Origin of the sequence: Halohasta salina, assembly GCF_024178165.1 — an archaeon.
GTDB lineage: Archaea > Halobacteriota > Halobacteria > Halobacteriales > Haloferacaceae > Halohasta > Halohasta salina.
The window spans coordinates 407,474-427,781 of the sequence record NZ_JAMZIE010000001.1 but is presented as its reverse complement, the minus strand read 5'-3'; the positions used below and the strand labels follow the sequence as shown (position 1 = coordinate 427,781).

20 protein-coding genes are annotated in these 20,308 nt (G+C 64.9%); 9 read left to right on the top strand and 11 right to left on the bottom strand.

Going from position 1 to position 20,308, the window contains the following annotated elements; all coding sequences use genetic code 11:
* Nucleotides 1–43 precede the first annotated feature (43 nt).
* Nucleotides 44–784, top strand: a complete 741-nt coding sequence (locus NKJ34_RS02140) for a CPBP family intramembrane glutamic endopeptidase (protein WP_253736607.1) — start codon at nt 44–46, stop codon at nt 782–784.
* 3 nt (nt 785–787) lie between these two features.
* Here the strand turns inward: NKJ34_RS02140 and NKJ34_RS02135 are convergent, their stop codons facing one another.
* Nucleotides 788–1,246, bottom strand: coding sequence for an NOB1 family endonuclease (locus NKJ34_RS02135; RefSeq protein ID WP_253736606.1), 459 nt, complete (start codon nt 1,244–1,246; stop codon nt 788–790).
* A gap of 3 nt (nt 1,247–1,249) precedes the next feature.
* Nucleotides 1,250–1,495, bottom strand: coding sequence for a PRC-barrel domain-containing protein (locus NKJ34_RS02130; protein WP_253736605.1), 246 nt, complete (start codon nt 1,493–1,495; stop codon nt 1,250–1,252).
* A gap of 116 nt (nt 1,496–1,611) precedes the next feature.
* On the opposite strand from NKJ34_RS02130, the gene NKJ34_RS02125 reads away from it, so the two are divergent.
* The 4 genes from NKJ34_RS02125 to NKJ34_RS02110 all read left to right on the top strand — a co-directional run bounded on the left by NKJ34_RS02125 (nt 1,612) and on the right by NKJ34_RS02110 (nt 6,208).
* A complete protein-coding gene (locus NKJ34_RS02125) occupies nt 1,612–3,465 on the top strand; it encodes a cation:proton antiporter domain-containing protein (RefSeq protein WP_425491743.1) in 1,854 nt (617 codons plus the stop codon).
* Nucleotides 3,466–3,566: 101 nt separating this feature from the next.
* Complete coding sequence (infB, locus tag NKJ34_RS02120; RefSeq protein ID WP_253736604.1) at nt 3,567–5,354, top strand: translation initiation factor IF-2; 1,788 nt, start codon at nt 3,567–3,569, stop codon at nt 5,352–5,354.
* Nucleotides 5,355–5,496: 142 nt separating this feature from the next.
* A complete protein-coding gene (locus NKJ34_RS02115) occupies nt 5,497–5,763 on the top strand; it encodes a DUF8015 family protein (protein WP_253736603.1) in 267 nt (88 codons plus the stop codon).
* A gap of 175 nt (nt 5,764–5,938) precedes the next feature.
* The gene (locus NKJ34_RS02110) at nt 5,939–6,208 is read left to right on the top strand and encodes a DUF8015 family protein (RefSeq protein ID WP_253736602.1); all 270 of its coding nucleotides are present in this window, start codon (nt 5,939–5,941) and stop codon (nt 6,206–6,208) included.
* Nucleotides 6,209–6,239: 31 nt separating this feature from the next.
* Here the strand turns inward: NKJ34_RS02110 and NKJ34_RS02105 are convergent, their stop codons facing one another.
* From NKJ34_RS02105 to pepF, 4 genes are all read right to left on the bottom strand, one after another.
* Nucleotides 6,240–6,617, bottom strand: a complete 378-nt coding sequence (locus tag NKJ34_RS02105) for a DUF5811 family protein (protein WP_253736601.1) — start codon at nt 6,615–6,617, stop codon at nt 6,240–6,242.
* 81 nt (nt 6,618–6,698) lie between these two features.
* Nucleotides 6,699–7,178 carry a pyruvoyl-dependent arginine decarboxylase gene (locus NKJ34_RS02100; protein WP_253736600.1) on the bottom strand — a complete coding sequence of 160 codons (480 nt, stop codon included), beginning with the start codon at nt 7,176–7,178 and terminating at the stop codon, nt 6,699–6,701.
* A 45-nt stretch (nt 7,179–7,223) separates the two neighbouring features.
* Nucleotides 7,224–8,447: a proteasome-activating nucleotidase Pan2 gene (pan2, locus tag NKJ34_RS02095; RefSeq protein WP_253736599.1), complete on the bottom strand. Its 1,224-nt coding sequence runs from the start codon at nt 8,445–8,447 to the stop codon at nt 7,224–7,226.
* Nucleotides 8,448–8,578: 131 nt separating this feature from the next.
* Nucleotides 8,579–10,378 (bottom strand): oligoendopeptidase F, encoded by a 1,800-nt coding sequence (pepF, locus tag NKJ34_RS02090; RefSeq protein ID WP_253736598.1) that lies wholly within the window; start codon nt 10,376–10,378, stop codon nt 8,579–8,581.
* A gap of 246 nt (nt 10,379–10,624) precedes the next feature.
* On the opposite strand from pepF, the gene NKJ34_RS02085 reads away from it, so the two are divergent.
* Nucleotides 10,625–11,227 (top strand): OsmC family protein, encoded by a 603-nt coding sequence (locus NKJ34_RS02085; protein WP_253736597.1) that lies wholly within the window; start codon nt 10,625–10,627, stop codon nt 11,225–11,227.
* A 6-nt stretch (nt 11,228–11,233) separates the two neighbouring features.
* On the opposite strand, the gene truA is transcribed toward NKJ34_RS02085, so the two are convergent.
* The gene (truA, locus tag NKJ34_RS02080) at nt 11,234–12,070 is read right to left on the bottom strand and encodes a tRNA pseudouridine(38-40) synthase TruA (protein ID WP_253736596.1); all 837 of its coding nucleotides are present in this window, start codon (nt 12,068–12,070) and stop codon (nt 11,234–11,236) included.
* Nucleotides 12,071–12,205: 135 nt separating this feature from the next.
* Here truA and NKJ34_RS02075 point away from each other — a divergent pair, with 135 nt between their 5' ends.
* A complete protein-coding gene (locus NKJ34_RS02075; protein ID WP_253736595.1) occupies nt 12,206–13,708 on the top strand; it encodes a sulfatase in 1,503 nt (500 codons plus the stop codon).
* On the opposite strand, the gene NKJ34_RS02070 is transcribed toward NKJ34_RS02075, so the two are convergent.
* The 4 genes from NKJ34_RS02070 to NKJ34_RS02055 form a co-directional block, all read right to left on the bottom strand.
* Nucleotides 13,705–15,141 (bottom strand): sulfatase family protein, encoded by a 1,437-nt coding sequence (locus NKJ34_RS02070; protein ID WP_253736594.1) that lies wholly within the window; start codon nt 15,139–15,141, stop codon nt 13,705–13,707. The genes NKJ34_RS02075 and NKJ34_RS02070 overlap by 4 nt on opposite strands.
* Nucleotides 15,142–15,255: 114 nt before the next feature.
* On the bottom strand, nt 15,256–17,142 hold the full coding sequence (gene dnaK, locus NKJ34_RS02065) for a molecular chaperone DnaK (RefSeq protein WP_253736593.1): 1,887 nt from the start codon (nt 17,140–17,142) through the stop codon (nt 15,256–15,258).
* A 163-nt stretch (nt 17,143–17,305) separates the two neighbouring features.
* Nucleotides 17,306–17,932 (bottom strand): nucleotide exchange factor GrpE, encoded by a 627-nt coding sequence (locus NKJ34_RS02060; RefSeq protein WP_253736592.1) that lies wholly within the window; start codon nt 17,930–17,932, stop codon nt 17,306–17,308.
* 53 nt (nt 17,933–17,985) lie between these two features.
* Nucleotides 17,986–18,726, bottom strand: coding sequence for a proteasome assembly chaperone family protein (locus tag NKJ34_RS02055; RefSeq protein ID WP_253736591.1), 741 nt, complete (start codon nt 18,724–18,726; stop codon nt 17,986–17,988).
* 113 nt (nt 18,727–18,839) lie between these two features.
* On the opposite strand from NKJ34_RS02055, the gene NKJ34_RS02050 reads away from it, so the two are divergent.
* A complete protein-coding gene (locus NKJ34_RS02050) occupies nt 18,840–19,748 on the top strand; it encodes an RsmB/NOP family class I SAM-dependent RNA methyltransferase (protein WP_253736590.1) in 909 nt (302 codons plus the stop codon).
* A complete protein-coding gene (locus tag NKJ34_RS02045) occupies nt 19,745–20,308 on the top strand; it encodes a DUF7122 family protein (protein WP_253736589.1) in 564 nt (187 codons plus the stop codon). The genes NKJ34_RS02050 and NKJ34_RS02045 overlap by 4 nt, the downstream gene beginning before the upstream one ends.

Sequence of the window (20,308 nt, the reverse complement as noted above, 5' to 3'; positions counted from 1 at the left end):
ACCGGTGTGCCTAACACCCAACCGGTTCAATCGGTGCGTAGAGATGGACCAGTCTGCAGCCAACGGGTCCGGAGATCGACTCCAACACATCGGCGAGGCAATCCTCGTCGTCTTCGGAGCCTACATCGGCGCGGTCGTCGCTATCAGCGCGCTCGACCCCGTCATCGCCTCGCTGGTCGGCTCGTCGACGAACACGTCCGGTCGGCTTCTCCAGACGGGACTCCAGTTTCTGACAATGGCCGCCATCGTCGTCTGGTACGCCCGAACCGTCGACGCCGAGGGGCTGATCCCGGTCGTGATCCCCGACCGCCGGGGAGTCGGGCTGATCGCCGGCGGCGTCGTCGTCCTGTTGGGGCTCCAGTATGCGATCAACGAACTCCTCCAGTGGGCCGGCTTCTCGCCGGGGGCCAATCAGGCCGTCCTCGCCGGCGCGGGGGATCCGACCTACTTCCTGCTGATGATCCCGATCTCGTTGGTGTTCGTCGGCCCCGCCGAGGAACTCCTGTTTCGGGGAGCCGTACAGGGCCGGTTACAGCAGTCGTGGGGGACGTGGCCGGCGATCATCGCCGCGACCGTCCTGTTCGGGCTGGTTCACATCCCCGCGGTGACCGGCGGCTTCGGGGCCCAACTCTCGTATGCACTGCTGGCGGGGTTGCTGGGGGTGTTGCTCGGGGCCTGTTATGCCTACACCGACAACATCGTGGTGCCGGCGGTGATCCACGGCGGTTACAACGGAACGCTGTTCGCGCTGCTGTATTTGGGTGAGATCGGTTACTTCGGTTGAGAATCAGGCGGGATTCTTTCGGGTGAGATCGCTGCCGCAGATCGGACACCGGTCGTGGTCGTCGTCGAAGGTACGGCCACAGCCGCTACACTGGAACTGCCACTCCCGTTTTTCGGTGATGCCGTCGCGGGCGATCACTTGGACGTCGACCGTCAGGTGTTCGGCGACGTTCTGCATGGCGTAGTCGTCGGTCACCAGCGTCCCGTCGAGTTCGAAGGCCGCGGCGATCAACAGCCGGTCGGTCTCGGAGAGTTCGTCGGCGTCACCAGTCTCGACGGCCGCCCGTTGGACCTTCTCGACGGTACCGTCGGCGGGGATGTGGATGTGCATCCCCGCGCCCTCCTCGGCGTCGAACCGGAAGGCGTGTTCGCCCTCCAGTTCCTCGTGGACCTGCGGTACCGAAGCCGTTGACTCGTCGGTGTGATACTCGTGAATAAACGCCGACGTATCGAGGATCTGCATTCGTTACCGGGAGACGACGATGTAGTCTTTGACGGCCTGAACGGTGCTGATCGGGATCTTCAGCCGCCCGGCCTCGTCGGTGTCGAAGCCGACCGAGTGGGCCGAAATCCCCTCGTTCGGGACGACAAGCAGGCTCCGGAGTCCGCCCGTCTTCATCTCCATCGTGATGTTGTACAGATCCCCGAGTTCGGTGCCGTCGGCCCCCATCACCGCTTTCCCGGAGAGGTTTTCGGCCAGTATGTCTACCATACGTTCGCTAATCAGGTGGAATTATATAAACGCCACGGGGAGCGTCCGACGTCCGTCTGTCGCCGCCGAGCGTCGACCGAGTCATTATATGTATTCCACCCCTCCGGTCGGTCGTCGTGTCTTCAAGCGTCCTTACGGTGACCGCGCTTATTTTGGCTCTCGGCATCGGGGCGCAGGTTGTCGCCAAACAGCTGAAAATCCCGAGCGTCCTGTTTCTCATCCTGATCGGTGTCGGCCTCGGACCCGCAGGGATCGGGATCGTCACCCCCGATACCTTCGGTGACGGCCTCTCGACGATCGTCGGCCTCAGTGTGGCGATCATCGTCTTCGACGGGGCCTTCCAACTGCGCCGGGAGAAACTCGGGTTGGCCCCCAAGGCGATCGTCGGGCTGACGACCGTCGGCGCGCTGTTCATGTTCGCCGGGACCGCCGTTGCGGTCCGGCTCTTTCTCGGCACCGACTGGGGCGTCTCGCTGTTGGTCGGCGCGCTGTTGATCGCCACCGGCCCGACGGTTATCACGCCGATCTTGGAGGTGATTACCGTCCGCGAGCACGTGGCGACGACGTTCGAGGCCGAGGGGATCTTCAACGACGTGACCGCCGCCATCCTCGCGATCGTCGTCTTCGAGTCGCTGATCGTCGAGTCGGTTCCCGCCGCACTCCCCGGGGGGTTCCTCGTCCGGCTGTCGGTCGGCGTCGGCGTCGGCATCGGCATCGCGCTGCTGGCGCGTGAACTGCTTGTACGGGCCGATATTCCGGCCGGTGACGCGCCGCAGGTCGCCCGGCTGGTGGTACTGGCGGCGATCATCTTGGCCTACGGGCTCTCGGAGGCGGTGTTCCCGGAGACGGGCGTCGCCGCCGTCGCCGCCGCGGGGATCGTGATGGGCAACGTCGACCTCCCCCACCGGGAGTCGATCCACGCGCTCAACCGCGATCTGACGCTCGTGGTGTTGGCGATCGTGTTCATCTCGCTGGCGGCGCTGATCGACTTCGAGGCGCTGTTGGGGCTGGGACTCGGCGGCGTGGGGGTCGTCGTCTTCGTCACGCTGGTCGTCCGGCCGATCGCGGTCGCCCTCTCGGCGCGGGACCTGCAGTTCACCCGCAACGAGAAGCTGTTTCTGACGCTGGTCGGGCCTCGGGGGATCATCCCCGCCAGTATTGCCACCCTGTTTGCCATCGAACTCCAGGCTGTCGGCCAGTTCGACGAGGCGCAAGTGCTGGCCGGGACCGTGTTTCTGGTGATCTTCGTCACCGTCCTGCTGCAGGCGGGACTGGCCCGCCAGATCGCCCACCGACTCGACGTGATACCCATGCCTACGATCATCATCGGCGGCGGCCGCGTCGGCCGCATGCTCGCCGAACGACTCCAGAACCGCAACGAAAACGTCGTCATCATCGACAGCCGCGAGGACATCGTCGACGAGCTACAGGCCGACGGCTACACCGCCCATCAGGGCGACGGCACCGAGACGGCCGTCCTCGAAACCGCCGGGGCCGACCGCGCCGAGCGGATCGTTGCGGCCACCGGCGACGACGATACCAATCTGCTGATCGCCCAACTGGCTCGCACCAAGTTCGGCATCGAAGACGTCCTCTCGCGGGTCAACGAGCCCGAAAACGTCGGCACGTTCGAGGCCCTCGAGGTGACCGCCATCGACGCCGCAGAGGCGACCGCGTGGTCGATCGACAACGAGATCGAGCGCCCCGAGTTGGCCCACTGGATGACCCAGTTGGGCGAGGGACACGACGTCCAACAGACCGAACTCACGGCCGCCGATCTCGACGGCCAAACGGTTCGGGAGGTCAACGCCGAGATCCCCGACGGCTGTATTATCGCCGTCATCGGCCGCGGCGAGGACACCCACGTCCCCGCAGCCGACGAGGTGCTGGCCCGCGGCGACCACATCACCTTCCTCGGCGAACGGGCGGCCGTCGAGGGGGCGATCCGCCGGTTCCATCCGCGGGACTGATACCGCCGGCTGCGACAGGGATCCACCGCGGACGGGAAGTTGAAACACTTAACACCGACGCCACACTGAATCCCTGTAAAGCGACCTTCTGGAGTTCTCCCATGTCCGACCACACCAACTCACTGCGAACCCCCATCGTCGCCGTCCTCGGCCACGTCGACCACGGCAAGACCAGTCTGCTGGACAAGATCCGCGGCTCGGCGGTCAGTGAGGGCGAAGCCGGCGCGATCACCCAACACATCGGCGCGACGGCGGTCCCCCTCGACACCATCTCCGAGATGGCCGGCAGCCTCGTCGACCCCACGGATTTCGATCTTCCCGGACTCCTGTTTATCGACACGCCCGGCCACCACTCGTTTTCGACGCTTCGGGCCCGCGGCGGCGCGCTCGCCGACATCGCCATCCTCGTCGTCGACGTCAACGACGGCTTCCAACCCCAGACCGAGGAGGCCATCGACATCCTCCAGCGCACCGGCACCCCCTTTGTCGTCGCTGCCAACAAGGTCGACACCACCCCCGGCTGGAACCCCACCGAGGACTCGCCGATCAAACCCAGCTACGACGGCCAAAGCGACGCCGCCAGAAGCCGGCTCGACGAGAACCTCTACGAGTTGATCGGCCAACTGTCGGACCGGGACTTCTCGGCGGACTTCTACTGGCGGGTCCAGAACTTCCAGAACAACATCGGCGTCGTCCCCTGCTCGGCACTCACTGGCGAGGGCGTCCCCGACGTGCTGGCGGTCCTGATGGGGCTCTCCCAGCGCTTTATGAAAGCCGAGATGGAGATCGACGTCGAGGGCCCCGGCGAGGGAACGGTCCTCGAAGTCAAGGACGAACAGGGGTTCGGCGCGACCCTCGACGTGGTCGTCTACGACGGGATCATTCGCGAGGGGGATACGATCGTCGTCGGCGCGAGCAACGAGCCGATCGTCACCGAGGTCCGGGCGCTGCTCCAGCCACAGCCAAACGCCGAGATCCGGGTCGAAAAGCAGTTCGAACAGGTCGACAGCGTCGGTGCGGCGGCGGGTGTCAAGATCGCCGCCCCCGACCTCGATGCGGCGATCGCCGGCGCGCCCGTCCGCGTGGTGCGGGACCGCGAGGAGGACGCGGTGATCGAGGAAGTGAAGGCGGAACTCGCCGAGATCGAGGTCGACACCGAAGAGGAGGGCGTCGTCGTCAAGGCCGACACCCTCGGCAGCCTCGAAGCGATGGCCAACGCCCTCCAGGAGGCCGAGATCCCGATCCTCCGGGCGGAGGTCGGCGACATCGCTCCCCGCGATGTGGCGGTCGCCGGCACTGCACGGGAGGCCGAACACAAGGTGATCCTCGGGTTCAACGTCGACGTCCTGCCGAACGCCGAGCGCGAACTCGAACAGGCCGACGTCCGACTGTTCGACGACGACGTGATCTACCAACTGGTCGAGGAGTACGACGAGTACGTCGAGGAGATGAAACGCTCCCAGCAGGAAACCATCCTCGACAAGATCATTCGCCCGGCCCGGTTCCGGATCCTGCAGGACCACACCTTCCGGCAGTCCGACCCCGCCGTCGTCGGCGTCGAGATCATGTCCGGCACCATCAAGAACAACACCACCGTCGCCAAGTTCGAGAACAACGAACCCGACCGGGTGGGCGAACTCTCGGGGATTCAGGCCCAAGGCGAGGACGTCTCGGAGGCACGGGCCGGCGAGCGTGTGAGCATCGCGATCGATGGACCGACTGTCGGCCGTGGCATCGAGGAGGGTGACGAGCTGTGGGTCGACCTCCCCGAGAAACATGCCAAGATCCTCGAACAGGAGCTGTCCGACGAGATCCCGGCCGACGAGCTCGAAGCGCTGTCGGGGTATCTCAACAAGCGCCGGAAGCGTGACCCCTTCTGGGGTAAATAAGTTCCACGATACAGCCAGTATCCGCAACAAACGGCAGTTTCTCGCTTTCGAATCAAACGTTCAGTGTGTGTATCGCGAGAAATGTCCGAACATAGCAAATAAGTGGGTTGCAACCCAATGTTACAATGAGGTGAATCAGTGTATGAGTACGCAACCACAGTTCGGGATTGCGTCCGTCGGTCGACAGTTGACCACGTTCGACCGCCTGCTGGCGGCGATTCCGCTGGTACTGCTGGCAGGGGTCGTCAGTGCACACCTGCTGCCGGTCCCGCCGTTCGTCGGGATCGCGATCGGTGCCGCGCTCGCCGCGAGTCTCGTCGGCTACGGGATCTACGTGCTGACGCGACTCCAAGCGACGCCCGGCGAGTCGGACCCACCGCTCGGCTGCGGGGTCGGCTGTACCGACTAATACACACGTTTCACCTATTGCTCGGCGACACAAGCCGTCTTCTCGGTCCACTCCCACTCGATAGCCGACAGTCTCGGTTCCGATCGTCGACTGACGACTGTTCCTCGAAGACCGTCGACTGGTGTGTCAGGTATACAGATATAAGTGCGATGCACCGCACATTATATCTAATTAGATGAGCCGGCGGACGCCCGAGCCCCGACAGCCAGTCGACGGGACGCCCGAGCCGAACCGTTCGCGGTTCGACTACCTCCTGGTGGCGATCCCGCTGGCGCTGCTGGCTGGTGTCGGCAGCGTCGTCGTCTTCCCGATCCCGCGGTTCGTCGGCATCTCGCTCGGCGCGGCCGTCGCTGCCAGTTTCGTCGCCTATGGGGTGTACGCTATCGCACACGCGACGTGTGAGACGCCGGCTCGCGAAGCGCAGAGCTACACGGTTGCCGACTGAAATATCGGATCGAGTCCGCCGTACAGAACCGCTATCGCCCGGTCGGTGTGATGCCGTCGCCGACGGCGTCCATGACCTGCAGGACGGCACTGGCGGCGAGTCCCTGTGCGACCTCGCGTTGGGTCTCGGGGTCGAGCCCGGATTCGAGCTCCTCGGGATCCGGCGAGTAGCCCGCCGTGACGGGGTGACCGGCCGGCGGGTCGACCGCGACCGTCGCGGCCGCGCCGGTGCCGGCGTTCAGCTCGGAGCCGACCTGGTATCCTTCGGGGAGATACGACTGGGTCTCGTCGACGATGCCCGCGACCGCGTGTCTGAGCGCGTCCCGCTGGCCGCCCGATAGCTCCTCGGCGTTCGCCGGCTCCCCCGTGCCGGCGGCCGGCCCACCGGCCCCGGTGTAGTTTCCATTCATATGATCGTTACCATCCATTGGTGAGGCGGTCGTAAAAAGCCGTCGCCCGTCCAAACAGACGTCTGAGCCACTACAGCGCCGCTAGAGGATCGGTTCGCTCTCGCCGTAAGCCGCCAGTACCACCGCGGCGGTGTGACCGCTCGCCGCCGGCTCGACGGTCGACAACAGGACGTCGCGGTCGGTGAACTCCCAGTCGCGGAGTTCACAGCCCGCCGCGAGCCCGCGTCGGATCTCGGCTTCGACCGCCTCGGGATCGGTCCCCGAGGCCTCGTAGAACAGTCCCGGGCCGGGGCCGGTCGCCCAGCCGATGCCGGTAGTGATCTCGGTGGCCGACGAATCCGGGCCAGCGACGGTCTTCCCTTCGACGACGGTCAGTTTGTTGCCCGCCGGGCCGAGGTCGGGTGCCGTGTCGACGATCTCGAGGGTCGCGTCGGCCGGAATCACCGAGGAAACAGTAATCAGATTGTAGTTGTGGAGGTTCGCGTCGGCGAGCGCGGCGTCGTAGGCCGCCATCGCCGTCGGCGCGACGCCGACCCCGCCCGCGACGTGAATCGTACTCATTACAGAGAGAGGACGGCGCGACCGGTAATCGGTTACGGATCGGCCTCAGTATTGGTAGCGGACGACGCCGTTGTCGGTCTCGCCACGGTCGAGTTTCTCGCGGGCGTGGTCGATGTCCTCGCGGGTGACGGTCGTCCGGTCGTTGCGAATCGCGAACATCCCGGCCTCGGTGACGAGGCTCTCGATGTCCGCCCCGCTGTAGTCGTCGAGTTCTTCGGCCAGTTCGGTGAAGTCGATCGACGGGTCGACGTTGATCTCGCGGCTGTGGATCTCGAGGATCTTTTCCCGTCCCTCGGGGCCGGGTTTCGGCACCTCGATGAGGCGGTCGAACCGCCCCGGACGCAGAATCGCCTCGTCGAGCATGTCGTAGCGGTTCGTGGCGGCCATGATGCGGATCTCCCCGCGGTCATCGAAACCGTCCATCTCCGAGAGCAGCTGCATCATCGTCCGCTGGACCTCCGCGTCGCCCGAGGTCTTCGAGTCGGTCCGCCGCGAGGCGATGGCGTCGATCTCGTCGATGAAGACAACTGCCGGCTCCTCTTCGGCCGCAAGCGAAAACAGGTCGCGGACCAGCCGCGCGCCCTCACCGATGAACTTCTGGACGAGTTCGGAGCCGGTCATCTTGATAAAGGTCGCATCGCTCTCGTTGGCGACGGCCTTCGCCAGCATCGTCTTGCCGGTGCCCGGCGGGCCGTGGAGCAGCACGCCCGACGGCGGCTCGATGCCGACGGTCTCGAACTGGGCGGGGTTGTCGATCGGGTCCTCGACGGCCTCCCGGACCTCCCGGACCTGCTCGTCGATGCCGCCGATGTCGTCGTAGCTCACGTCGGGGGACTCGGTGACTTCCATCGCCTGTGCCCGCGAGTCGGTCTCGTCGTCCAACACGAGCTGGACGCCGAACGATTCGTTGATCGCAACCCGGTCGCCGGTCTCGATCTCATCGTACAGCTCGGGGGAGACCTCGGTCAGCACCTCCTGGTTGTTACCGTGCTGTTTGATGATGACGCTCCCCTCGTCGGTCAGTTCCTCGACGCTCGCGATGTAGAGCGCCGAGGTTTTCAGTGCCTCGTTGCGGTCCTTGAGCTGGGATACCTCCGCCTGCAGTTCGTTCCGGCGGTCGCTGGCCTCGGCGAGCCGCTCGTCGAGCTCCTCGTTGACCTCGACGAGTCGGACGAAGTGTTTACGGATCGCATCGAGCCGCTCGGCGGTCGACATCTCCGGATCGAGATCCAGCCGCGGACGGTCGGGAAGCGACGGGCTACGTGACATTTGTTGTCAGCCGTAAGTGCCGGAGATAAATGTGCCTTTGGGTCGCTGGCAAGCCTTGTGTCGACCCACGAGCGCGCGCCAACCGGCCGTCAACCGGCAGTAAGCGGTGGCTACCGACGCTCGTCGACCAGCTACCGGAGTTCGTCGACCCGACCGAGGTAATCGTCGTACACCGACAGTGCCGACTCGATCGGCTCGGCCGTCGTCATGTCGATCCCAGCGATCTCGAGGGCTTCGATGGGGTAGACACTACCGCCTGCCCGGAGCATCTCGCGGTAGGCTGCGGCCCCGTCGCCGCCAGCCTCGCCGTCGCTGAGGATTCCCTCGACGATGGCCACCGCCGCCGAGATCCCGGTCGCATACTGGTAGACGTAAAAGTTGTAGTAGAAGTGGGGGATCCGCTGCCACTCCCGTTGGATATGGTCGTCGACCGCGGCCGGCTCGTAGTAGGCTCCTTTGAGATCGCCGTAGATCTCGTCGAAGACGTCGGGCGTCAGCGGCTCGTCGGCCTCGGCGCGCTCGTGGATCCGCTGTTCGAACTCCGCGAACATGGTCTGCCGAAAGAGGGTCGACCGGAACCGTTCGAGATACTCGTCGAGGACGTGGAGCCGAAGCTCGTCGTCGTCGACTGTCTCCAGCAGGTGGTGGGTCAGTAGGGTCTCGTTAACCGTGGAGGCGACCTCGGCGACGAAGATCTCGTAGCCCGCGTCGTGCCACGGCTGGGCCTCCTGAGCCAACTCCGAGTGCATCGAGTGGCCCAACTCGTGGGCCAGCGTAAACATCGACGAGATGTCGTCCTGATAGTTCATGAGGATAAACGGCTGGGTGTCGTACGTCACCGAGGAGAACGCACCCGACCGTTTGCCACGGTTCTCGTAGACGTCGACCCACCGACTCTCCAGTCCGTCGGCCATCCGCTGTTGGTAGGCGTCGCCTAACGGGGCGACCGCGTCGACGATCCACTCTTTGGCCTGCTCGTACTCGACGTCCGGCCCCTCCTCGCCCGTGAGCGACATATAGAGATCCCACGCTTGGAGGTCGTCGACGCCCAGCGCGTCGGCTTTGAGTTCGGCGTGACGATGGAGGAGATCGAGGTTGTCCTGGACGGTGTCGACGAGGGTGTCGTACACCGCAACCGGGACGTTCGGCCCGTCGAGGGCGGCCTCGCGGGCGGTCTCGTAGTTGCGTGCACGGGCGACCTTCACGTCCTTTCGGACCTGCTTTTTGAGCGAAGTGCCGACGGCGTTGCGGACGTCTTCCCACTCGTCGTAAAAGGCCTCGTGGACCCGCTGACGGAATGCTCGATTTTCGTGTTTCTGGAGCTTTGTGAAATTCCCCTGGCTGATCTCGATCTCCTCACCGTCGGGATCCTCGACGGTCGGGAACGTCATGTCGGCGTTGGCCAACATCGAGTAGATGTCGCTCGGCGAGCTCGTGACTTCGCCCAGTTCGGCCAGCAGTTCCTCGACCTCCGCCGAGCGGGTGTGGGGCTTCGCTCGCAGTACGTCGTCGAAGAACTGGTCGTAGTCGGCAAGTTTCGGCTCGCTGTCGACGAACTCCTCGATGTCGGCCTCGGTTAATTCCTGGAGTTCCGGCTCGATGTAGGAGGTTGCGCTGGAGGCCTCCGAAGACAGCGCCTGGGCCTTCCCTGAGAGCGCCTGATACTCCTGATTGCGGGTATCCTCGCTGGCTCGGAGGTTCGCGTAGACCGACAGCTGGGCGACTTCCCGCATGATCTCCTCGCGGAGTTCCAGCAGTTCCAAGAGGGTTTCGGGACTTTCCGTGACCCGACCCTCGTAGGCGGTGAGTTCCTCGATCCGCCCGGAGATCGTCTCGAAGTGGTCTTGCCACGCTTCATCGGACTCGAAGATGCTTTCGAGTGCCCACTTGTGTTCTGCCGCCAGCTCCGACCGTTCGGGAACCGTACTCATGCCAGACGGAAGGCCGAGAGTGGGTGTAAGTCTTGTTACTCCGACGGTTTGGCCGGGTTGTCGACTGCGCGCGTGGAGTGTATCGAGCCGGAACCGTGGTACTATCTGACACGTATCGTGTGGGCTCGAAACGGGTAGGAGCCAGTTCCGTGACGTATCGTGTGTCGATCAGACAGTTATCGGTCGAGACAGCGTAACTACGGTTAGACCCGCTGGGAGCTTACTACCTTTTGCAGGTGTCCCCCAATGGCAGCAGAAGAACACACACCCGAAACCAGCCACGGCGTCGACGTCAGCAACCATCTCGAATTCATCGACTGGATGGCTTCGAACCCGGAGGACGCTGAGGTCACATTTAGCGCAACTGGAACGAGCGAGGAAGTACTAAATCGCACCACAGCGACCATTAGCGAGTGGGAACTCGGCGGAGAACGGATGGGTGCGGATCGGGAGCACACCCTCCGGTTCGGCCTGCCGCCGGAGATCGAAGAGTCGATGGGCTACACCGAACTCGAAGATCGACAGGAGTCGATCGAGGTCGCACTGGCAGCCCTCACGGCGTGTATCAACGGGACGATCGGCTACAACGCTGTCCGCGAGGGGATCGACTTCGACGAGGTCGAAACGATGGTGAGCGTCCCGGTCGACCTCCGCGTGCTGTTCGGCATTCACGACGTCGACCGTGCCGACGAGATGTACGGCGATATCCAACTCGACGTGACCGTCACGGCACCGGATCTCTCGCCCGAAGAAATCAAACAGCTATCGACCTACCCGGCCCGGTCGCCGACCTACAACCTCATCATGGGTGCCCAGACCAACGAGATCGATCTGACGGTGAACACGTAGCGCACCCTATTTTTCTGTGAGCCGGTCGACCACGGCCCGGGAGACACGTCCGCGAGCCAGCGCCTCGATTGCCCGCTCGCCGAACGCAACCGCGCCGCTGTCGACGGCCTCCGGGTCGCGGTCGAAGCCCACGCCCGGATACCGAACCGCCGAGAGTACCAGCGGCTCCGGCGGCGCTGGTGGCGGCCGTGGGTCGACCGGGCCAGCGCCGAGCAGCTCGTCGATCCAGTCGACCGGCCGCTCGCCGGTGGCGACGATCCGAATCACGGATACCAGCCGCCGAACGAGTTCGCGGGCGAACCCTCCGGCGGCAACCGCGATCACCAACCACTCGCCGTCGCGGTCGAGCCGCCCCGACAGCCCGCGCCGGGTGCCGTGGTCGTCGGGCGTCAGGTTGTGAAAGTCGTTGTACCCACAGAGCCGACCGAGGGCCGTCGCGGCGCGCTCGTCGTCGACCGGCGGTCGACCGTCGAGGCTCCGGCTCCCCTGCCGGGGTGCATAGAGGTAGTAGGTGTATACTCGGCGGACCGCATCGTGGGTGGCGTGGAACTCGGAGTCGACGTCGGCGCTGGCCCACGCCCTGATCGTGACCGGGAGTTCACTGTTGAGCGCCCGCGGCGTCAGCCAGTCGGGACACTCGACGGTGACCGTCTGGGCGATCGCCGAGACGCCGGCGTCGGTGCGGCCCGCGGCGGCATACCCCTCCGGGCGGTCGGCGTCGTCGGACAAAACTGACAGCGACCGGAGCGCGTCGAACAGCGTTCCCTCGACGGTCGGCACATCGGGCTGGCGCTGAAACCCATAAAAGGGTCGACCGTCGTAGGCGAGACGGAACGCACGCATCGGGTCGATGTCGGGGGGCGCGAGGTAAATACCTCCTGAGAGCCGATTCGGCAGCGGCATCTGGAGGGGAGAATGCACTATGCGGTCAGTGTTCGGCAACTACTGCCTTACGACGAGTTGCCGTATGCGTACGCCATGACCCCCGACAGTAGCCCTCACGAGACAGCCGAGCCCCATCCGGTCGGCGACGGGGACGGCCGGCCGAACGTCGTGCTCGTCGTCATGGACACCGCGCGGGGGGTCGACACCGTCCCCGCCGACGCCGACGTGACGCCCACACTGGCGTCGCTTGCAGACGCGGGAACCGAGTTCACTCGCGCTTACACCAGTGCCCCATGGACGCTTCCCGCTCACGCCTCGCTGTTCACCGGGCTCTACACTGCCGCTCACGGGGCCCACGGCGGTCACACGTATCTCGATACCGATCACGAAACGCTGCCGGAGGCCTTCCAGTCGGCAGGCTACGAGACGGTCGGGATCTCCAACAACTGCTGGATCACCGGCGAGTTCGGCTTCGACCGCGGCTTCGAGCGGTTCCGCAAAGGCTGGCAGTACGTACAATCCGACGTCGACACCGGGGCCGTCGTCCGTGCCACCGGGGTTAGCAACCGACTAACCTCGGTTAAAAAGCTACTAACCACCGGAAATCCGGTGTCTACGCTGGCGAACGTGGTCTATGAGCGGCTCCGCGAGGACGACGGTGCCGCCCGGACGACCGACTGGGTCGACGGGTGGCTCAGAAGTCGCGAGGGCGACCGGCCGTTTTTCCTCTTCTGTAACTACATCGAACCCCACATCCCCTACGACCCCCCACGGGCGTACGCCGAGCGGTTCCTCTCGCCGGCAGCGGTCGACGCAGCGCGGCAACTCCGGCAGGCCCCACGGGCGTTCGACGTCGGCGAGTACGAGCTCTCCGATCGGGACTGGGAGCTGCTTCGGGGGCTCTATCGGGGCGAGATCGCCTACGTCGACGCCCAGTTGGACCGGCTCCGGGAGTCGCTTCGGGCGGCCGGCGAGTGGGAGCAGACGGTCGTCGTCGTGGTCGGCGACCACGGCGAAAACATCGGCGAATACGGTTTTTTCGGTCACCAGTACAACCTCCACGAAAACCTCCTCCACGTGCCGCTGGTGATCGCCGGCGGCCCCTTTCGAGACGGCGATCAGTATGAACAGTACGTTCAACTGCTCGATCTCGTGCCGACGCTGCTGGAGACGACCGGGGTTTCGGTCTCGAAGCTATCGATGCAGTGTCAGGGACAGTCGGTGCATCCGTCGTCGACGACGCCACGGACGGCCGTCTACGCCGAACACGTCCAACCCCGGCCTACGGTCGCGGCGCTCGAAACCAGATTCGGCGACCTCCCCGCGACAGTCCGGCAGTTCGACCGCTCGCTCCGAGCGATTCGCACCGATCAGGGGACATACATCAGGGGATCGGACGGCTCCCAGTGGCTGTATCCGGCCGGCGAGGCGGGTGAACACCACGACCGAACCGATCGGCGGCCGGCGCTGGCCGCACGGCTCGACACGCGACTCGACGACTGGCTGGGTAGTGTCGAGCGGGACCAGCCAACCGGGAGCGGTGCCGAAGTGAGCGCCGCCACAGAGCAACGACTCGCCGAGTTAGGCTACCTCTAACTACCGAGCGCCGTCGGCACCCACTGGCGGAGCGAATCGTCGACCCGATCCATCCAGCCGACCAGCCGTCGGGCCATGTCGTCTTGCACGTCCGCGTAGGCCGGATGGTCGACGAGATTGTGGAGTTCGTGCGGGTCGGCGGCCAGATCGTAGAACTCGTTTCGGTCCGGACCGTTGTAGACGAACTTGTACCGGTCGGTCCGGACGAGCCGCTGGCTGTAGAGGCCGAACTCGTCGCCGTGGTACTGGGCGTACACCGAGTCGGGCCAGTCGACGGGCGTCTCGCCCCGTAGGAGGGGCTGGATACTCCGGGCGTGGAGGTCCTCGGGGGCGTCGACCCCGGCCCACTCCAGAAACGTCGGCATGAGGTCCTGCAGGCGGACGAACTCGGTCGACTGGCTGCCGGGCTCAACGACGCCCGGCCACCGGACCACGAGGGGAATCCGGTAGGTCTCCTCGTACATCATCGGCCCCTTGTTGAACAGGCGGTGAGAGCCGGTGAGGTCGCCGTGATCCGAGGTGTGGACGACGACCGTCTCCTCGACGAGGCCGAGTTCGTCGAGCGCATCGAGAACCCGGCCGATCTGGTCGTCGATCAGCGTCATGAAGCCGAAGTATTTGGCGACGGCTTCGGCCCACGTCTCCCAGTCGAACCCCTCGACGCCCCGATACCGGAGATACTGCTCGTGGACCCGCGGCTTGCCGTCGAAGGTCTCGGCGTAGTTGCCCCACGGCTCGATCTCGCTCGGATCGTACATCGAGGCGTAGGGTTCGGGGACGACATATGGATGGTGGGGGCCGAGGAAGTCGGTTCGGTGGAAACACGGGCTGTCGTCGTCGACCCAGCGCTCCAGCGCGTTGATCGTCCGCTCGGCCAGAAAGTACGGTCGGGAAGCCTCCACCGGGACGGGATCGGTGCCGGCGACGAGGGCACCGTCGGCACCCGAGCCGGTGTAGAGCCGATCGTCGACATCGGCTTCGGGAACCCTGATTCCCTGTGACTCGCGGTAGTGCTCGAAGGCGACCTCGAAGTTGTCGTGGTGGTAGTCGCTCCCGCCGAAGTAGCGAAACCCGAAATCGCCGGGTGTGTGGTTGTTGCTGACGTGCCACTTGCCGAGGTAGGTGTTGGTGTAGCCACTCTCGGCGAGCAGTTCACCGAACGTCGGGAGCGATTCGGGGAGGTCAGCCCGGATCGCATCAGCCTCGTGGCTGTTGTTGAGCAGGCCGTGGGCGTGCGGGTACAGGCCGGTTAACAAAGTGGCTCTGGCGCTCGTGCAGATGCTCGTCGGCGTGTAGGCCGATTCGAACCACATTCCCTCCGCGCGCAGTCGGTCGACGTTCGGCGTCTCGACCGGCAGGCCGTCGGGAGCCACGAGGTCGGCGCGCTCTTGATCGGTCAACAGCAGGAGAACGTTGGGTCGACTGGCGGACATGCCACTGGCTTCGGCGTCAGAGGTCAAAGGTCGGATGTCCGTTGGATCGACTGGTCGTCGATTCGGACTGTCGAGTAAATAAAAACGAAAACCGCAACCGGACCTCAGCGACGGTTACTCGTCTTTGTCCTCGGCGTCCTCGAAGTCGGCGTCGACGTACTCGTCGCCTTCGCCGGCCGCGCCCTCGGCGCCGGGACCGAAGCCGCCCTCGCCGGCCGCGCCTGCGCCGCCGGCACCGGCCTGTGCCTGCTGGGCCTGCTGTTGGTACATCTGCTTGCCGATCTCCTGGAGTTCCTCCGAGAGGGCTTCGGTGGCCTCTTGGAGCGCCTCGGTTTCGGCGTCGTCGTCTTCGAGCACGTCCTCGACATCGTCGATCGCATCGCGGATGTCGGCTTCGAGGTCGTCGTCGACCTGCTCTTCGTTCTCTTCGAGCAGCGATTCGGCGCGCTGGATCGCGCCCTCGGCCTCGTTGCGGGCCTCGATCCGCTCGCGGCGTTCTTGATCCTCCTCGGCGTGTTTCTCGGCTTCTTCCTGCATGCGCTCGACTTCCTCGTCGGAGAGCCCCGCGCCGCCCTCGATGGTGATCGACTCGGCGTTGCCCGAGCCTTGATCCTCCGCCGAGACGTTGACGATGCCGTCGGCGTCGATCGAGAACTCGACTTCGATCTGGGGGGTGCCAGCCGGGGCCGGGGGGATCCCGCTCAGCATGAACTCGCCGAGCAGTTCGTTCTCGTTGGCGATCTCACGCTCGCCCTGGAAGACCCGGACCTGCACCGAGGTCTGGTTGTCCGCTGCAGTGGTGAAGACCTTCGAGGCGTCGGTCGGGATCGTCGTGTTCTTGTCGATGAGTCGCTCGAAGAGCCCGCCTTTGACCTCGATCCCCAGCGAGAGCGGCGTCACGTCGAGCAGGACGATATCGTCGACGTCGCCTGCGAGCACGCCGCCCTGAATCGCCGCGCCCAGTGCGACCGCCTCGTCGGGATTGACGTTCTTTTTGGGTTCTTGACCGATGATCTCCTCGACCTTCTCTGCGACCTGGGGCATCCGGGTCGACCCGCCGACGAGGATGACCTCGTCGATGTCGCTGTCGGAGATATCGGCGTCCTCGATGGCCTGTTCGGTCGGTGCGACCGTCCGGTCGATCAGGTCCGAGGTGATGTTCTCGAAGGTCGCCCGCGTGATCGAGGTTTCGAGGTGGACTGGCCCCGAGTCCGTGGCCGTGATGAACGGGAGGTTGATCTTGGCCTCCTTGCGCGAAGAGAGTTCGATCTTGGCCTCTTCGGCGGCCTCCTTGAGTCGCTGGAGGGCCTGTCGGTCCTCCCGGAGGTCGATCCCGTGGTCGTTTTGGAACTCCTCGGCGAGGTGGTCGATGATCGCCTCGTCCCAGTCGTCGCCACCGAGGTCGTTGTCCCCGTTGGTGGCGACCACGTCGTAGACGCCGCCGCCGAGTTCGAGAACGGAAACGTCGAAGGTGCCGCCCCCGAGGTCGTAGACCAAGACTGTTTGATCGGACTCGTCGTCGAGCCCGTAGGCCATCGAGGCGGCGGTCGGCTCGTTGACGATGCGCTCGACCTCGAGGCCGGCGATCTGGCCGGCGTTTTTCGTCGCCTGACGCTGCTTGTCGTTGAAGTACGCCGGGACCGTGATGACGGCTTTTTCGACGTCGTGGCCGAGGTACTCCTCGGCGTCATGCTTGATCTTCTGGAGGATCATCGCCGAGATCTGCTCGGGCGTGTAGGAGTCGCCCTCAACCTCGACCTCGTAGTCCTCCTCGCCCATGTGCCGTTTGATCGACTGGATAGTCTTGTCGGGGTTCTGGACGGCCTGGTTTTTCGCGGGCTTTCCGATCAGGCGCTCGTCGTCGTCGGAGAACGCGACCACCGAGGGAGTCGTCCGTTCGCCCTCGGAGTTGACGATGATCTCCGGCTCTCCACCTTCCATAACCGCGAACGCGCTGTTCGTGGTACCAAGGTCAATACCGAGAATCTTCTCGCTGGCCATGTTGGTCTCAATTACCGGCTTGTCTCGGTTAAAGGTTACTAGATACTGCGACACAAGCCCGCTGCCCGTACCGCCGCCGTCTTGCGATTATCGTGATCCGAATTCGACTGGCACGACAGATTTAGTATGACCGCATCTCAACCGACACGGTCGCGACCTTCGATCAGGTGTCGTCGCTGCTGACTGTCACTTGGGCGGCCTGCAGGACCTTGCCCGCCATCTCGTAGCCGTCCTGATAGACGTCGACGATGGTGCCGTCGGGCTGGTCGCCCTCGACCCGCATCATCACTTCGTGACGCTGGGGGTCGACCTCGTCGCCCGGTTCGGGGGAGATGATCTCGACGTTCTCCTCCCGGAGGATGGCGTCGAACTCGTCGAGGGTCGACTGGATGCCCGGCCGAATGTCGGCGTCTTCGTCCTGATCGAGCGCGCGGACGAGGTTGCCCCGGATCTTCGTAAAGCGGGAGACGAGATCCTCGGTCGCGCGGGCCTGCATTTCCTCCTGTTTGTCTTCCATTCGCTTTTTGTAGTTCTGGAAGTCAGCCCGCGAGCGCTGGAGCTTCTCGGTGAGCTCGTCGATCTCCGCGTCCTTTTCGTCGAGCTCGGTTTCCAGCTCCTCGATCCGGGCTTCGAGATCGTCGACAGTCCGTTCGTCGTCGGTGATCTCTTCTTCTTCCTCTTCTTCCTCGAACATCTCGGTGCCAGCAGTCTCGGCCACGTCGGCCTCGGCGTCCTCCTCGTCAGTCGGTTCGGCAGCCGATTCGTCGACCGCTGCTGGGTCATCGCTCATGTTGCGGTCCAGTCGCTTCGGCGGTTTAAGGATTCAGAAACGACCCCGATCGGCTACTGATACATCCGCAGCGGTTGGGCGCGACTGCTGTCGTCGGTCGCCTGCTGCATCCGCTGGATCAGCTGCTGGCGGGCCTGCTCGATCTCCTCGGCCCGCGCCGAGAGGTCCTCGGTCGGCACCTCGATGTCGGCGATGGGTTCGATCCCGCCGTCGATGACGACCTGCGAGGCGATCGGATCGGGGAGCTGTGGGTTCGACTCGACGACGAGGCCGACCGCCGTGGTGTCGTGTTCGGTCGCGTGGGCCAGCAGCGCGCCGGTCGGCCCCGAGATCAGCCCCATCTCGGCGGGCTGGTCGACCCCGGCGTCGGTGAGCCGGTCGCCGGCAGTGTCGTCGGTTGCGACACCGTACAACGCCGGCGGTGCCTCGGTCTGTCGCGGGAGGCCGGAGATGTAGACCGGCAGTAGCTCGCCGTCGTCGAACCAGTCTCTGACACAGTTCCCGAACTCGGTGGCCGCATCCGGGCCGATGGGCACGTCGCTCTGGAGGGCCAACAGATCCCGCTCGGTGTCGACGTAGAGCCGGACGGGCGTCACCAGCCCCCGAGTGTCCTCCTGATAGGTCGCCACCGGCGGCAGGCTGTCACAGTAGACGTTGGCATAGTGGTCCATCTCGAAGGTGGCGATCAGGTGGTCGACGGCCATCTTGCCGACCAACCCGACGCCGGGGAACCCCTCGACCAGTACGGGGCTGTCCAGCGAGGATTTCTCGTCGACGATGTCGATCCGTGCCATGGAGGCGCTATGCCACCCCGGTACGTAATCGTTGGTGCCGACCCGGCTTCGGTCGACCGCAGCCACAGCGCCGACTCCGAAACGGACTAACGGGGCCACTCGAAAGGGAGGCTATGAATCCGTTAGAGCGGTATGCCCCGCTCGTCGACGACCGGGAGGCCTTTTTCGACGCCTGCGAGCGCCCCCTGCCGTCGGTCGTCCGCGTCAACACGATCCGGTCTGCACCCGACCGTGCGCGAGCGGCCCTCGACGAAGCAGGGGTCGGCTACGAGGCAGTCGACTGGAACCCCCAACTGCTGCGACTCGACGAACGCGGACCGGGCACGTCGTGGCCCTACTTCCACGGCTGGCTCCACGGCCAAGAGGAGGTCTCGGCGCTGCCAGCGATCGCGCTCGATCCCCAACCCGGCGAGAAGGTCTGGGATAGCTGTGCCGCACCGGGCAGCAAGACCACCCAACTGTCGGCGATGATGGACGACAAGGGAGTCGTCATCGGCAACGACAACAACCTCGGCCGACTCTCGGCGCTCCGGCACAACGCCGAACGCCTCGGCGTGACGAACCTCGTCGTGACGAAACAGGACGGCCGCAACTTCTCGCTGAAACCCTTCGGCTTCAAGGAGTTCGACCGCGCGATCGTCGACGCGCCCTGCTCCTGTGAGGGGACGATCCGCAAGAACCCCGACACCCTCGACCAGTGGACCCTCGAGCACGTCCACAGCGTCGCGGCCGTCCAGAAGGGCATCCTCTCGCGGGCGATCCAAGCCACCAAGCCCGGCGGCACCGTCGTTTATTCGACGTGCACCTTTGCGCCGGAGGAAAACGAGGCCGTCGTCGACCACGTCCTCGACACCGAAGATTGTGAGGTCGTCGACTTCGAGAACCCCCTCGAATCGCGGCCGGGCGTCACCGAGTGGGAGGACGACGAGTACGACCCGAGCGTCGAACGGACCCACCGGATCTATCCACATCTCAACGATACGGGCGGGTTCTACTGTGCGAAACTGGAGGTGACCGCATGAGCGACCCTGAGACCGGCGACGGCGAGAGTAGCGACGGCGAGGAACTCCGAGACAACGTCGGCCAGCGGTTCGGTCGACTGCCCGCCACGCCCGGCGACCGCGAAGTCGAAGGCCGGGCCTCCCGCGCGGAAGTGATCGACTTCTTTGAGGAGCGATTCGGCATCGAGCCTGCGGTCTTCGAGGGCTTTTCGTTCTGGGAGAAGGGCAAGGGCAAGATCTGGATCTTCGCCGACGAGATGCCGACGCCGATCCGGATCGAGGGGCTTGGGATGACCGTCCTCCGGACGCGACAGGAACACTGGAAGCCGACCCACAGCGCGGTCCAGCGGTTCGGCCACCACGCGACGAAGAACGTGGTCGACCTCACGCCGGAACAGGCAGCGACCTTCGCCCGCGGCGAGGATCAGGACTTCCCCGAGTGGGACGGCGACTGGGGCTACCTCATTGCGAGTCACGAACTCGCCGGAGAGCCGGAGCCGATCGGAGTTGGGTTGTACGTCTACGACGAGCTCCGGTCGACGGTGCCGAAAGGTAATCAGGAAGAACTGCCGGTGCGGTAG